At 66.1% G+C, this 13,803-nt stretch carries 16 protein-coding genes; 5 read left to right on the top strand and 11 right to left on the bottom strand.

The genetic code is table 11. The features are described from left to right. Nucleotides 1–84: 84 nt before the first annotated feature. From BN60_RS08955 to BN60_RS08930, 6 genes are read right to left on the bottom strand one after another with little or no spacing between them, the layout of a single operon-like run. Complete coding sequence (locus tag BN60_RS08955; protein ID WP_020695689.1) at nucleotides 85–1,194, bottom strand: branched-chain amino acid ABC transporter substrate-binding protein; 1,110 nt, start codon at nucleotides 1,192–1,194, stop codon at nucleotides 85–87. 58 nt (nucleotides 1,195–1,252) lie between these two features. Then, nucleotides 1,253–1,615, bottom strand: coding sequence for a DUF6867 family protein (locus BN60_RS08950; protein WP_020695688.1), 363 nt, complete (start codon nucleotides 1,613–1,615; stop codon nucleotides 1,253–1,255). Then, nucleotides 1,612–2,340, bottom strand: a complete 729-nt coding sequence (locus BN60_RS08945) for an ABC transporter ATP-binding protein (protein WP_020695687.1) — start codon at nucleotides 2,338–2,340, stop codon at nucleotides 1,612–1,614. The genes BN60_RS08950 and BN60_RS08945 overlap by 4 nt, the downstream gene beginning before the upstream one ends. Continuing rightward, complete coding sequence (locus tag BN60_RS08940; RefSeq protein ID WP_020695686.1) at nucleotides 2,333–3,154, bottom strand: ABC transporter ATP-binding protein; 822 nt, start codon at nucleotides 3,152–3,154, stop codon at nucleotides 2,333–2,335. Before BN60_RS08940 ends, BN60_RS08945 begins: the two co-directional genes overlap by 8 nt. Then, complete coding sequence (gene livM, locus BN60_RS08935) at nucleotides 3,151–4,566, bottom strand: high-affinity branched-chain amino acid ABC transporter permease LivM (RefSeq protein ID WP_020695685.1); 1,416 nt, start codon at nucleotides 4,564–4,566, stop codon at nucleotides 3,151–3,153. The genes BN60_RS08940 and livM overlap by 4 nt, the downstream gene beginning before the upstream one ends. Nucleotides 4,567–4,570: 4 nt before the next feature. Beyond that, the gene (locus BN60_RS08930) at nucleotides 4,571–5,485 is read right to left on the bottom strand and encodes an ABC transporter permease subunit (protein ID WP_020695684.1); all 915 of its coding nucleotides are present in this window, start codon (nucleotides 5,483–5,485) and stop codon (nucleotides 4,571–4,573) included. 88 nt (nucleotides 5,486–5,573) lie between these two features. Here BN60_RS08930 and BN60_RS08925 point away from each other — a divergent pair, with 88 nt between their 5' ends. Genes BN60_RS08925 through BN60_RS08900 form a run of 5 tightly spaced genes read left to right on the top strand, consistent with a single transcriptional unit; the run spans nucleotide 5,574 to nucleotide 9,794 of the window. After that, nucleotides 5,574–6,350 carry an enoyl-CoA hydratase/isomerase family protein gene (locus tag BN60_RS08925; protein WP_020695683.1) on the top strand — a complete coding sequence of 259 codons (777 nt, stop codon included), beginning with the start codon at nucleotides 5,574–5,576 and terminating at the stop codon, nucleotides 6,348–6,350. A 36-nt stretch (nucleotides 6,351–6,386) separates the two neighbouring features. Further along, nucleotides 6,387–7,256: an NAD(P)/FAD-dependent oxidoreductase gene (locus BN60_RS08920; RefSeq protein WP_020695682.1), complete on the top strand. Its 870-nt coding sequence runs from the start codon at nucleotides 6,387–6,389 to the stop codon at nucleotides 7,254–7,256. 17 nt (nucleotides 7,257–7,273) lie between these two features. Further along, complete coding sequence (locus tag BN60_RS31800) at nucleotides 7,274–7,792, top strand: UGSC family (seleno)protein (protein ID WP_425357807.1); 519 nt, start codon at nucleotides 7,274–7,276, stop codon at nucleotides 7,790–7,792. Continuing rightward, a complete protein-coding gene (locus BN60_RS08905) occupies nucleotides 7,789–8,826 on the top strand; it encodes a hypothetical protein (RefSeq protein ID WP_020695679.1) in 1,038 nt (345 codons plus the stop codon). Before BN60_RS31800 ends, BN60_RS08905 begins: the two co-directional genes overlap by 4 nt. Continuing rightward, nucleotides 8,823–9,794 (top strand): hypothetical protein, encoded by a 972-nt coding sequence (locus tag BN60_RS08900; RefSeq protein WP_020695678.1) that lies wholly within the window; start codon nucleotides 8,823–8,825, stop codon nucleotides 9,792–9,794. The genes BN60_RS08905 and BN60_RS08900 overlap by 4 nt, the downstream gene beginning before the upstream one ends. A gap of 6 nt (nucleotides 9,795–9,800) precedes the next feature. On the opposite strand, the gene BN60_RS08895 is transcribed toward BN60_RS08900, so the two are convergent. From BN60_RS08895 to BN60_RS08875, 5 genes are read right to left on the bottom strand one after another with little or no spacing between them, the layout of a single operon-like run. Then, complete coding sequence (locus tag BN60_RS08895) at nucleotides 9,801–10,001, bottom strand: hypothetical protein (RefSeq protein ID WP_020695677.1); 201 nt, start codon at nucleotides 9,999–10,001, stop codon at nucleotides 9,801–9,803. Next, entirely contained in the window at nucleotides 10,001–10,837 is an 837-nt protein-coding gene (locus BN60_RS08890; RefSeq protein ID WP_020695676.1) for an amidohydrolase family protein, read from the bottom strand. Before BN60_RS08890 ends, BN60_RS08895 begins: the two co-directional genes overlap by 1 nt. A 16-nt stretch (nucleotides 10,838–10,853) precedes the next feature. Then, nucleotides 10,854–11,282, bottom strand: a complete 429-nt coding sequence (locus BN60_RS08885) for a hypothetical protein (protein ID WP_020695675.1) — start codon at nucleotides 11,280–11,282, stop codon at nucleotides 10,854–10,856. Nucleotides 11,283–11,298: 16 nt separating this feature from the next. Continuing rightward, a complete protein-coding gene (locus BN60_RS08880; protein ID WP_020695674.1) occupies nucleotides 11,299–12,717 on the bottom strand; it encodes an amidase in 1,419 nt (472 codons plus the stop codon). Nucleotides 12,718–12,721: 4 nt separating this feature from the next. Further along, nucleotides 12,722–13,795: a dihydrodipicolinate synthase family protein gene (locus tag BN60_RS08875; protein WP_020695673.1), complete on the bottom strand. Its 1,074-nt coding sequence runs from the start codon at nucleotides 13,793–13,795 to the stop codon at nucleotides 12,722–12,724. Nucleotides 13,796–13,803 lie beyond the last annotated feature (8 nt).

The following is a 13,803-nucleotide window of genomic DNA, read 5'->3' as shown; positions in this document are numbered from 1 at the left end:
CGTGGGAAGCTACCTACAAGACATTGAACTGGAACGAAAAAGGCCCGGCGCTGGCCGGGCCTTCGTCGCCAATGGTCGGGGCGCCTACTTGGACGGGTAGGACGTGCCGTCCTTCCAGACGTAGATGTCATAGACCGCGTTCTTGATGTCGCCCTTGGCGTCGAACTCCAGGACGCCGACGGCGGAGTCGTACTTACCGGAGCGCAGCGCCGCAGCGACCTTGGCTGCATCGGTCGACTTCGCCTTGTTGGCGGCGTCGGCCCAGGCCTTGACCGCGGCGTAGCTGAACAGCGTGTAGCCCTCAGGGTTGTACTTGGCGTCGCGGAACTTCTTCACGAGCGCGGCATTCTTGGGGTCGTCCTCGGCCTTGGGCGGGAACGACATCAGCACGCCGTTGGTCGCCGCGCCGCCCAGCTGGGCGAACTCGGCGGTCTGCAGCGAGTCGAAGCCCATCATCTGGGCCATCAGACCCTGTTCGCGCGACTGCTTGATGATCAACGCGCCCGCGGTGTGGTAGCCGCCGAGCACGATGATGTCGATCTTGGCCTGCTTCATCTTGTTGACGAGAGCGGCGAAGTCCTTGTCGGTGTCGTTGTAGGCCTCGTACATGGCCTCGCGGATGCCGCCCTTGTTCAGAGCCTTCTTGGTCTCGTCGGCCACGCCTTTGCCGTAGGGCGACTTGTCGTGAAGGATTGCGACCTTGGCGCCCTTGTGGTGCTTCAGGATGTAGTTGCCGACCGTGGTGCCCTGCACGTCGTCACGGCCGCAGGTGCGGAACACCGTGGTGTTGCCCTTGGCGGCGGCGTCCTCGGTCAGCTTCGGATTGGTTGAGGCCGGCGTGATCTGCAGGATCTTGCCTTCCTTGTAGATGTCCGACGCCGGGATCGAGGAACCCGAGCAGAAGTGCCCGGCCACGAACACCACCTTGTCGGAGACCATCTTGTTGGCGACGGCCGTCGCCTGCTTGGGATCGCAGGCGTCGTCGCCGACCACGAGTTCGAGCTTCTGGCCGTTCACGCCGCCGGCTGCGTTGATGTCTTCCACCGCCATCTGGGCGCCGCGCTTGAGCTGCTCGCCGAAGGCCGCGTTCGAGCCTGTCATCGGACCGGCCGAGCCGATCTTGATCTGGGCAAGCGCCGGCGTCGCCACGAGCGCCACGGCGGCGACGGCCAGGGTGCCGTACAACTTCCTCATCCCACGTCTCCCTTACTTGATTTGAATCTCCCCGCTTTTGCGGGGCATGGCGGTTACATTAGTGCCGCTCCTCCCAACCCAGCAAGCCTTTGCGCCGATAGAGCCAGGGATATTGGTTAGCCATCTGACGCGCGCGTGTCAGGCGATAGGCGAACGCCGCGATGGCGAGCTGCACGGCCCAGCCGAGTAGAAAACCGCCGACCGACCACAACTCGCCATTGGCCAGGGCATAGTCGAGGAAGCGCAGCGTCGCGGCCAGAAGCGCGGCATAGAACACGATCTGCAGCCAGGGCCGCCAGATCAGCGCCACCGCATGTCCGGCCGCAAAAGACGCCGGCCCCACAAGCACGAGATTGAACAGCACGACATTGAAGAATGTGTCGCCGAACCAGTCGAACATGAAGGTGTCGAGGGGACTCATCCGTGGCCGCCTTCCAGGTAGGCAGTACGCACTTCCTGGTTTGCCAGCAGTTCTCGGCCGGTCCCGCTCAGCCGCACCCTCCCGTTCACCAGCACGTAGCCGCGATCCGCGAGCCTCAACGCATGAAAGGCATTCTGCTCCACCAGGAAGATCGTGACGTTTTCCTCGCGGGCGATGCGGCCGACGGCATCGAAGATCTGCCGCACGATCAACGGCGCAAGTCCCAGCGACGGCTCGTCGAGCAGCAGCAATCGCGGCCGGCTCATCAGCGCCCGGCCGATCGCCAGCATCTGCTGCTCGCCGCCCGACAGCGTGCCGCCGCGCTGTGTCCTCCGTTCGGCGAGCCGTGGGAACATCGTGAAGACACGGTCGAGGTCGCCGCTGAAATGCGCCGGATCGGCGAGCGTCGCCCCCATCTGCAGGTTCTCGAACACGCTCATGCGCGGGAAGATGCGCCGGCCTTCCGGCACCTGCGCCACGCCACGCCGCACGATCTCGTGCGTCTGGAGCGACGTGATGTCTTCGCCGTCGAGCCGGATGCTGCCCGAGCGCGCCCGCGGATTGCCGCAGATCGTCATCAGCAGGGTCGACTTGCCGGCCCCGTTGGCGCCGATCAGGGTCACGATCTCTCCGCGCGCCACGTCGAGGTCGACGCCATGCAGCGCCTGGATCGCGCCATAGAAGGTGGTCAGCCCCCTCACCGACAGGATCGACGTCTCAGCCATCGATCGCCTCGTCGTCGGTGCCGAGATAGGCGCGGATGACCGCGGGATCGTTCCTGACCGCCGCCGGGTCGCCCTCGGCGATCTTGCGGCCATAGTCGAGCACGACGATGTGGTCGGAGATGTTCATGACCACGCTCATGTCGTGCTCGATCAGCAGCACGCCGATGCCGTCGCGGTCGCGGATCGAGACGAGCAGTTCGTTGAGTTCCGCCGACTCGCGCGGATTGAGGCCGGCCGCCGGCTCGTCGAGGCAGAGCAGCTCGGGCTCCGTGCACATGGCGCGGGCGATCTCCAGCCGCCGCTGCGCGCCGTAGGGAAGCTCACCGGCCGGCCGGTCGGCGTCGGCCAGGAGCCTGATGCGCTCCAGCCATTGCCGCGCCAGATCGACCGCGGCCTTCTCGGCGGTGCGGTAACTCGCAAATCCCAGCAGGCCGAGAAGACTCCAGCCAGACGCACGCATCAGCTTGTTGTGCTGTGCGACCAGCAGGTTCTCCAGCACGGTCATGCCGGGAAAGAGCCGGATGTTCTGGAAGGTCCGCGCTACCTTCGCGCGCTGGCCGATCTCGTGGCCCAGCATGCGCTCCAGCAGGAATTCGCCCCTGCCCCCGCGCAAGGTCAGCCGCCCGACGGTCGGCTTGTAGAAGCCCGTGATGCAGTTGAACACCGTCGTCTTGCCCGCGCCGTTCGGGCCGATGATCGCGGTGATCTCGCGTGGACGGGCGGTGAACGAGACATCGTCGATCGCCACCAGGCCGCCGAAGCGCATGGTGAGGTGTTCGACCTCGATGAGCGGTGTGGCTGTGGCCACGCTCATCCGCTCCCTCCCGACCCGGCCGGATGCAATCGGATCGACGGTTCGCGATGGGCGACCAGTCCGCGCGGACGGAACACCATGATCAGCACCATCGCGAGACCGAATGCCAGCATGCGGTAGTTGCCGAGATCGCGAAACCACTCCGGCAGGCCGATCAGCAGGACGGCGGCCAGAACCACGCCGATCTGGCTGCCCATCCCGCCCAGCACGACGATGGCGAGGATGATCGCCGATTCGATGAAGACGAAGCTCTCGGGACTGATGAAACGCTGCTTGGCGGCAAAGAACGATCCCGCGAAGCCTGCGAACATTGCACCGATGGCGAAGGCTGTGAGCTTGGTGTTCGTGGGATTGATGCCCAGCGCCCGGCAGGCGGTCTCGTCCTCGCGCAGCGCCTCCCAGGCGCGGCCGACCGGCAGGCGGCGCATGCGCTGGGTGAACAGGTTGGTGATCAGGGCCAGCACGAGGATGATGTAATAGAGGAAGATCAGCCGGTGATTGCCGTCGAACGGAATGCCCAGCATCTCCGACACGGTCTGCTTGCCGGCCGGCGCCGTTTCGGCGAACACCGCCCCGAACAGGGTCGGCCCGGGAATCGATCCAATGCCGGCGGGTCCGTTGGTCAGGTCGAACCAGTTGAGCAGGATCAGGCGGATGATCTCGCCGAACCCCAGGGTCACGATGGCGAGGTAGTCGCCGCGCAGACGGAGCACCGGGAAGCCCAGCAGCACACCGAATAGCGCCGCCATCATGCCGGCGAGCGGCAGCACCGACCAGAAACCCAGGCCATGTTGCGTGCTGAGCAACGCATACGAATAAGCGCCGACGGCGTAGAAGGCGACGTAGCCGAGGTCGAGCAGACCCGCGAGGCCGACGACGATGTTGAGCCCCCAGCCCAGCATCACGTAGGTCAGGATCAGCACGCCGAGATCCATCGTCTTCTGGTCGGCGAAGGGCGAGAACGGCAGCAGCACCGCCGCCGCCAGCAGCAGCCAGCCGAACCATTTGGCGCCGGCCCGGGAGATCGCCTGCCCCGAGGGCGTGCGTGCCGCTTCGTTCACCGCACTGTTGGCCCAGGGCCAGATGGCGCGGATCACGAGCAGCACGCCGCCCAGCGCCACGAACCAGTGCAGGAAGCCCGAGGGCAGTTGCATCGGCGAGGCGCCGGCCACGATCATCACCGCGCCCAGCGCGATCGCCGGCCAGCGCAGGCCGTTCGCCGCCATCGAGAGGCCGAGACGCCCCAGGAAGATCACGACGACCGCCACCGCGAGATCGACGAGGTGGTAATCGAAGGTGAGCCCGCGACCGACGTCGACGGTACGGAAGCCGACGATGAAGATGCCGAGCGCCGCACCGACGAAGGCAGTCAGGCCCGCGTCCTTCAGCATCAGGGGCAGACGCGAACCCATGCGGTCAGACCTTCTCGATCTCCGGCTTGCCGAGCAGTCCGGTCGGCCGGAAGATCAGCACCAGGACCAGGATCGCGAAGGCGGCGACGTCCTTGTACTCGCTGGAAAAATAGGCGGCCCAGAAGACCTCGATCAGGCCGATCAGCAGCCCGCCCAGCATGGCACCCGGCAGCGAACCGATGCCGCCCAGCACGGCCGCGGTGAAGGCTTTGATGCCGGCCAGGAAGCCGATGAAGAAGTCGATGACGCCGTAGTACATCAGGAAGAGCATGCCCGCGACTGCCGCCAGGGCCGCGCCCAGCACGAAGGTGAGCGAGATCGTGCGGTCGACGTTGACGCCCAGCAGCGACGCCATCTTCATGTCCTGCTCGCAGGCGCGTTGCTGTCGTCCGAGCGAGGTGCGCGCGATCAGCCAGGTGAAGCCCGCCATCAGCACGATGGTCACCACGACGATGATGATCTGCAGCCAGGTCACGCGAACGTCGAAGCCGTCGTCGGCAAAGAGCGTGAAGCCGCCGGACACGATCTGCCCTCCTGGCTTGGGCCGCGCGCCCTGCGCCAGCTGCACGTAGTTCTGAAGGGCGATCGAGACGCCGATGGCGGAGATCAGCGGCGCGAGACGGAACGAGCCGCGCAACGGTCGGTAGGCCGTGCGTTCTATCGACCAGCCATAGACCGCGGAAAACGTCATCGCCAGAAGCAGCACGAGAAGGATCGCGACGGGCGCCGAACCGATCCCCAGCATGCTGCAGATCATGAAGCCGATGAGCGAGATGAACGCACCGATCATGAACACTTCGCCATGCGCGAAGTTGATCATGCCGATGATGCCGTAGACCATCGTATAGCCGATGGCGATCAGGCCGTAGATTGCGCCCAGCGTGATGGCGTTGATCAGCTGTTGCGTGAAGTACGCCATGTCTTTTTCTGACTCCCTGCCTTGCGACGTACGATGCTTTCGCGGGCACTGGCAAGCGGTGTATTGAACGAACCTTGGGAGGAAATGGATGGACGATCTCAAGATGATTCGGGTGCAAATCGCGGACCATATCGCCGTCGTGACGATGGATAACCCTCCCGTGAACGCCCAGAACGCCGAATTACAGGATGAAATGATCCGCGCTTTCGACCGGATCTCCGACCTCGATGAGGTGCGGGTCGCCGTCCTGACCGGCAAGGGCAAGTGCTTCTGCGCCGGCGTCGACATCAAGGCCCGCGCCGGTGCCGAGCGCGGACCGGGCGATGCCTGGCGCGGCATGCGCTACGCCCGCGAATGCTTCCACGCCATCATGGAATGCAAGAAGCCGGTGATAGCCGCCATCAACGGCCCCGCGCTCGGTGCGGGCCTTGCGGTCGCGGCCTCCTGCGACATCCTCGTGGCCGGCGAAAGCGCCTCGGTCGGCCTGCCCGAGATCGACGTCGGCCTGATGGGCGGTGGCCGCCACGCCATGCGCCTGTTCGGCCATTCGCGGGCGCGGCGCATGATGCTGACGGGCTACCGCGTGTCCGGCGCCGAACTCTACCGGCTGGGCGTGGTCGAGGCCTGCGTTCCCGACGACAGGCTGATGGACACCGCGATGGACCTCGCCCGCCAGATCGCGGCCAAGAGCCCGATCGCCAGCGTCACGGCCAAGCACGCGCTGAACACCATCGAGGAAATGACGCTCCGCGACGGCTATCGCTTCGAGCAGAACATGACAGTGAACCTGCAGGGCACCGAGGATTCCAAAGAAGCGATGCGTGCCTTCATCGAGAAGCGCAAACCCGTGTTCAAGGGACGATGAGCCCATTAGGGTGACGGCGATTTAGGTAAAGGATACATGGCAACTCCCTCCCACGACGTGATCGTCATCGGCGCCGGCCCCGCGGGCCTCACTGCCGCCACCGAAGCCGCACGCGCCGGCCTCAAGGCCTTCTGCCTCGACAAGCTCGCGCCGGGCGGCGAGCTGGTGAACCTGGGCGAGCTCCACGACTTCGAGGAGATGTTCAACGGCACCGACATGGCCGCACGTCTCACCGACGATGCCGTCGTGGCGGGTGTCGAGATCGGCTTCGGCGAAGTGACCTCCATTGCCGGCAACGGCCCCTTCACCATCGAAACGGCGGACGGCGAGCGGCACGAGGCCCGCGCCATCGTCGTGGCGACCGGCCTGAACAAGGGCAAGCTCGGCGTCCCGAACGAAGAGAACTACGAAGGCCGCGGCCTGTCGCACTGCGCGATCTGCGACGGCCCGCTCTATGCCGGCCAGCCCGTCATCGTGGCCGGCGCCACCGGCTGGGCACCTTACGAGGCGGCAGCCCTGGTCGGCATCGCCAGCGACGTCACTCTGCTCGGCACGCCGGACGGCAGCGTCGCCGACGGCATCAAGACCCGGCCGGGCCGCATCGTCGGTCTCGCCGGCGACAACGGGCTGGAGTCGGTGACCATCGAGAACGACGGCGCGCGAAACGACGTTTCGGCCAACGCGGTGTTCGTCTATGTCGGCCAGTCTCCCGCTGCGGAATTCGTGCCGGATTCGCTTGCACGCGACGCCACCCGGCATATCGTTGTCGACGAACAGGGCCGGACATCGATGCCGCTGATCTTCGCGGTAGGCGACGTCCGCGCCGGTGCACGGCATTACATCGCCGACGCCATCGCCGACGGCCAGAAAGTGGCCAAGGCGATCGTGGCGGCGCTCAAGCCATAGAGGTGAGGAGAACGGGCATGCGTATCATCAACCCGACCTTTGGACTGGCGGCGGCCGGCAGCGCAAAGGTGGCGCTGAAGCCCGTCAACTGGGCGACCGACGCCATCGCGCTGGTCTCCAATTCCAAGCCGAACGCCCGCGAGCTGCTGTCCGGCATTCGCGACAAGCTCGGTGCGTTCCGCAGCGTCGACAATGTCGAGTTCCTCGCCAAGAACAGCGCCAGCCAGCCGGCGCCGAAGGATCTGCTGCAGGAGGTCGCCGCGAAGTATCGCGGAGCCCTCCTCGCCATAGCGGATTGAGGAAGCTGTTCATCGTGGAGTTTCCACGACAGCATCGAACTCGAGAAACTCGGCATCACGGCCTACGTGATCGCCACAGAGACTTTCAAGCCGCTGGTCCTCGCCCAGGCGAAGGCCCGCAAGGTCGAACCACGGCTGATCGTGGTGAAGCATCCGATCGGCGGCCTCAACGCGGAAGAGCTGCGTGAGCGCATCGAAGCGGCGACCAAGGGATTGAGCGAGGCGACGGCAAAATGAAGGATATCGCCGAGCAGGAAGTGATCGACCTCGACGACATGGATGTCGAGGCGTTCAACGACTTCGCCGCCGAACAGGGCTGGAGCGACGGCATGCCGCTCTACGTCCCCACCGAGGCCAAGGTCGCGAAGTTCGTCGACACGGTGCGGGGCGACAATCGCCCCTACCCGGCCGTGCCGCCGCGCCAGATCGTGCCGACCATCCAGGCACTCGCGGCCAATGCCGTCATGGCGGGCTGCAAGCCGGAATATTTCCCGGTCGTGACCGCGGCGCTGCGCGGCGTCCTCGATCCGGACTACAATCTGCATGGAACGCTCGCCACGACGCATTCCTGCGCGCCGATGGTGATGGTCAGCGGACCGATCCGTCACGAACTCAGGATCAACTGCGGCTCGAACTGCTTCGGTCAGGGCTGGCAGGCCAATGCCACGATCGGCCGGGCGCTTGGCCTCATGCTGCTGAACGTCGCCGGCGCCAAGCCCGGCGAGATGGACCGCTCCACTCAGGGCAATCCCGCGAAGTACACCTTCTGCTTCGGCGAGAACGAAGAAGAGAATCCCTGGACACCCTATCACGTCCAGCGTGGCTTCGCGCCGACCGACAGCGTGGTCACGGTGATGTCGGGCGAAGGCCCGCATAACCTCAACGACCATGGCAGCACGAGCGGCGATGGCCTGCTGACGACCTTCGCCGGCGGCATGGCCACACCGGGCGCCAATACGATCTACGGCAAGGGCCCGATGTTCGTGATCATCGGCCCCGAACATGCCGCGACCCTGAAGCGCGACGGCTTCACGATCGAGACCATCCGGCAGGAGCTGTTCGCCCGCTCGCGGGTCCATGCTTCGCGGATTTCGGCCGAGAACCAAGACACCTACATCAGCACGGGACACAAGCCCGACGGCGACTGGTTCACCATCGCGCGGGCGCCCGAAGACATCCACATCACGGTGGCCGGCGGGCCGGGCAAGCACTCGGCCTTCATACCGTCGTTCGGCGGCACCACGGTCGCCTGCACGCGCATCGCCCGATGACGGCGTGGTGCGGCTGGCCGGTCGTCGACGAGCAGACGAGCTGGGAAGACGCACAGCAGATCCTGACGGAGGCCGAACTGTCGGACGGCCTTCCCCTCGTGCCGCCGACCCGGCGGCGTCTCGAGGCGATGGTGGCGGGCGCCAAGGCGCGCAGCGACACGCTCGGGCTAATGCCGCCATTGTTCGGGGAACTGAGCCCCGAGGCCGTCGCCTATCAATGTGTGCTAGCCGGCTGCCGCCCGGCCGAACTGCCGGTGGTTCTCGCGGCCGCCGAAGCGACGCTGGAGCCGGGCTTCAATCTCCTGGGCATCGCCACCACCACCGGCACGGCCTGCGTGGCGCTCTGCCTGCACGGCCCGATCGCCCGCAAGCTCGGTGTGAATGCCGGCACCAACTGCCTCGGCCCGGGCAATCGCGCCAATGCCGGCATCGGGCGCGCGTTGCAGCTCGTGATCCGCAACATCGGCGGCGCACGATCGGACGTCGGCGACATGGCGACCATGGGACAGCCGGGCAAATACACCTTCTGCTTTGCCGAACGAAACGACGGCCCCTTCCCGACGCTGCCGGCCCGCCGCGGCCTCGGCAGCGACGCCAGCGCGCTCACTGTGATGGGGGTTTCCGGAACGGCCGAGATCCTGCCGGGCGATGGCGAGGGTGCGACTCCTGAAGCCATCCTCTCGCCGATTGCAACGGCCATGCGCGCCGCCATCGTAACGTCGGGTGTGGCCCGCAAGAACGAACGCGGCGAGCAGGTCGTTCTCCTGCCGTTGGAAATGGCCGAGAAGATCGTGCGCCACGACGGCTGGGACCTTGCCCGCGTGCAGCGCCATCTCTTCGACGAAGGCCAGGGCGTTGCGCGCGCACCGGACGCCATCCACGTCATCGTGACGGGCGGCGCCGGCTACAAGATGAGTTATCTGCCGATCTGGGGCGGCGGCTCGGAAACCGTGACGCGCGCCCTCTAGGCTCGACTACGCTTCGGAGAAGCGGCCCATCCGCTTGGCTTCGGCTTTCATCCGGCTCCTCGCCCGTGCGACTTTGATGTCCTTCGCGGCCAGGGCGGGCTTGACGACACGGCTGCCGGTCCGGCCGGCGGCCAAAGACTGTTCCAGGGGCAGAAGCTGGGTCCGGCGCTGTCGCCAGAGCGGGACGCTACGCTTGCTACCAAGCATCAGATCCTCCATCCAATCCACTCACATACGCCACGGCCCATGACCCATTCGAGGTCCTGACTCGCGAGCCACGGCAACTCTTCCGTAAACATGGTGATGCCCTGGCTGTAGTTACAAGGCAGCCGCGACCAATCGGTTCCCCAAAAAGTACGCTTTGGTCCGAAAGCATCGAATACGCGCTCGATATGTGCGTGGAGCGATCTGAAAGGATAAGTTTTGTCGTCGGCGTAGCACGGCAATGCCGAAACCTTGGCCGCCACGTTCGGTCGCTTGGCCAATGCCAGCACCTTGTCGAGCGTCGCGAAGTTCGACGCTTCCGTGACACCCTTGCCGCTCTTCAGCCCGAGATGATCGAGCACGAGGCGCAGCCCGGGGTAGCGTTCGGCGATGCCGTCGGCGAGATGCATGTACTCGTGATGGAACAGCACCATGGCGGGAATGCCCGCCTTCTCCATCTCGCCCCATACCCAGTCGAAGCTGCCGTCGAGCAAGGGCTTGCGCAGGATCTCGGTATGGAAGGTGAAGCGCATGCCGAGCATGCCCGGCTGCGTCTTCCAATTCGCGACCTGGCCGCGCGCGCCGGGCGCTTCGGGATCGAAGCGGCCCATGACGGCGAAGCGATCCGGGTGAGCTGCGGCGGCTTCGATCGCGAGGTCGTTGCGGTCGCCTTCCCACGATGGCGGCACGAGGATCACACGGTCGACGCCGGCCTTGTCCATCTCCGCCAGCAGCTCTTCCTTGCCGAGCGGCGCGCGGTGAGGTTCGGCGCGCGCGGGCCACGGACGCTCAGGCGTATTGGCTGCCCAGATATGTACCTGGGCATCGGCGATCAGCATCGAGACGACTCCTGTTCTAGCGCCAGCCGAGGGCCCGTCGCAGCAACCCGATGAATATCCAGATGCCCAGACCCCAGAAGGCATAGACGATCGGCGCGACGACGACGCCGGGCAGATTGAACCCGTTGCCGACCGGGGCCCCCTTGATCGGCAGCACGACGAACCAGTTGACCAGGGTCACCAGGATTCCGGCGAACGCCATCCAGCCATAAGGTCCGTCCAGCCAGGCCGGCAGGCGTGGCACGAGATAGGCGCCGACGATGCCCCACAGGCCGCCCCAGAACGCGCCCGAGAGGATCACCGGCGCGCCGAACGGCGGCACCGGCCGCATGTTGTAGATGACGGAGCGGGCGACTCCGAGTTCGTTGGCGATGTGGAAACCAAGCTGATGGAAGGTCAGCACACTCAGGAAGCCCGCGATGAAACCCACGATGACCGTGCGCATCTCGTCTTTCCTTCAATCACACCTGCAAGGGCGGCCGCTTGTCCCGCCACGGCCGAGCTTCTTCGAGCTGGGCTGCCAGAGAGAATAGCATTTCTTCGGCGCCGAAGCGGCCCACGAAATGCATACCTATCGGAAGCCCGTCTTCCGCCCAGGCGAGTGGCACCGACATCGCCGGTACACCCGTCATGTTACAGACGGATGTAAACGGCACCATTGGCGCCAGCCCTTCCTCGTAATGGTCGAGCGTATCGTCCGTGCGGACCGTCCCCAACGGCAAGTGGGTGCAGGCCAGAGTCGGCGAAAGCAGGATATCGTAGCGCTCGAAGAAGACGCCGAGCTGCCGGCCGATGCGATGGAAGGTCTGCACGGCGCGGATGTAAGTGTCGGCACTGATCTTGCCGCCGCGCTCGGCCGAAAGCCGCGTGACCGGCTCCAGATCGTCCGGCCCCGGTATACGGCCGTTGGCGCGAAGCTGGATGTTGGTGAAGGTGTTGGCGGCCATCACCGTGCCGAACGCCGCGCCCATGGCGGCGCCGTCGAGATCGGGCTCGGCCTGTTCGACATGGTGTCCCAGCTCGCCCAGCAGCGTCGCCGTCTGCTCGACGGCGGCAACCAGCGCAGGATGCAGCGGCGGTCTGCCCTTCAGCGCTTGCATGAAGGCAACGCGCAATCGGCCCGGCGGCCGCCCGGTGGCCGCGAGGAAACTGCCGCTTGCCGGCGGCGAAACGTAGGGGTCTCCCGGCGCGTCGCCGGCAATCGCGTCGAGCAACGCCGCACTGTCGCGCACGGAGATCGACACGCCAAGCTGCGCACCCGCGCCGGCCAGGGTCTCGCCGAGCGGCGCCAGGCTCACCCGGCCGCGCGACGGCTTCAGGCCGAACAGGCCGCACAACGACGCCGGAATGCGGATCGAGCCGCCGCCGTCCGTCGCGTGAGCCATGGGCAGTGCTCGCGCTGCGACCACGGCCGCCGACCCGCCCGACGATCCGCCGGGCGACAGGTCGGGACGCCAGGGGCTTACTGTCGCGCCGCCAAAGGCGGGCTCGGTTGTGGGCGCCAGCCCCAACTCGCTGGTGTTGCTGCGTCCGACGATCACGAGGCCGGCCCGACGCATCCGCGCGACCGCCGTGCTGTCGGCAACAGCAACAGGCTCCTTGGCAAAGAACTTCGAGCCCAGGGTGGTCGGCGTCCCGGCACAATCGGCCATGAGCTGCTTGACCACGAAGGGAATGCCCTGGAACGGCCCCTCCCCAGCTGCGGCAACCGACCGTTCGAGCAGGTCGCCTTCGTAGAAGTCCGTGATCGCGTTCAGCTTGCTGTTGACGCTGCGCAATCGCGCGAGCGTGGCCTCCAGCAATTCCTGCGCGCCGAGCTTCCGGGTCTTGATCAGCCCTGCAACGGCGAGCGCATCGTGCGTTGCAAAGAGGTTCTCCACGAGTTCAGTTCCGCCAGCGCTCGATGTTGGCGGCGACGAAGGCATCGTCGTGCAGTTCGGGATAGGTCGCATAGAGCCGGTCGATGCCGGCGCTCTGGCCCTCGCTCAGCTTCTCGTGCGGATCGAGGCATTCGATCGAGGTCAGCAGCCCCTGCCGCCGCAGGATTTCGTGGCAGCCCGGAATGCAGCCGGCGAAATCGTGGTCGACGTCGAAGACGACGCTGTTGCAGTCGGTCACGAAGGAATCGAGCGCCAGCACTTCGGGCGGAATGGCGCCCGCCGACACCGATAGCTTCAACCGTTCCAGCATCTTCACCGCCCCGCGCGTCCACACGCTCCAGTGCCCCAGCAGGCCGCCCTGGAAGCGCAAGGTGACCTCGCGGTTCCCGGTGCGCACGACCATCGGCGTCACGAGATCGGCGACGATATGGTCGTCGTTGCCGGTATAGAGCGTGATCCGATCCTCGGCCTCGGCGGCCGCAATGCCGAAGCAGACATCGAGCGTGCGGTAGCGGTTGAACGGCGCCACCTTGATCGCCACGACATTGTCGATGGCGGCGAAGCGGGCCCAGAAGGCGCGCGACAGCGGAATGCCGCCCACCGCCGTCTGCAGGTAGAAGCCGATCAGCGGCATCTCCTTGGCCACCGCCGTGCAATGCTCGATCAACTCGTCCTCGCTGGCGCCCTTTAAGGCGGCGAGCGACAGAAGAACGGCGTGATAGCCGAGCGACCGCGCGGTTCTCGCCTCCTCGACCGCCTGCGCGGTCTTGCCGACGGCGCCGGCGATCATCACCAGCGGCCGGTCGGTCCAGTCGCGCGCCGTCTCGATGGCGAGTTCCAGCACCGGCTTGTAGAGCCCGACTTCGCGGATCGCGAACTGGGTCGAATGCACCCCGACGGCCAAGCCACCGGAGCCGGCGTCCAGGTAGTAACGGCTGATGGCGCGCTGCGAGCGCTTGTCGAACTTGCGTTCGGGGTCGAGCGCCAGCGGATGCGCCGGGATCACGGTGCCTTGCCGCAGGAGAGACAGGACAGGCGCCGGCAGATCGCGCCAGTGGAGAGCCTTGTCGGTGGTCATGGTCGTAT

The organism is Reyranella massiliensis 521 (assembly GCF_000312425.1).
GTDB classification, from domain to species: Bacteria; Pseudomonadota; Alphaproteobacteria; order Reyranellales; family Reyranellaceae; genus Reyranella; species Reyranella massiliensis.
This window is presented reverse-complemented; position numbering and strand designations above follow the sequence as displayed.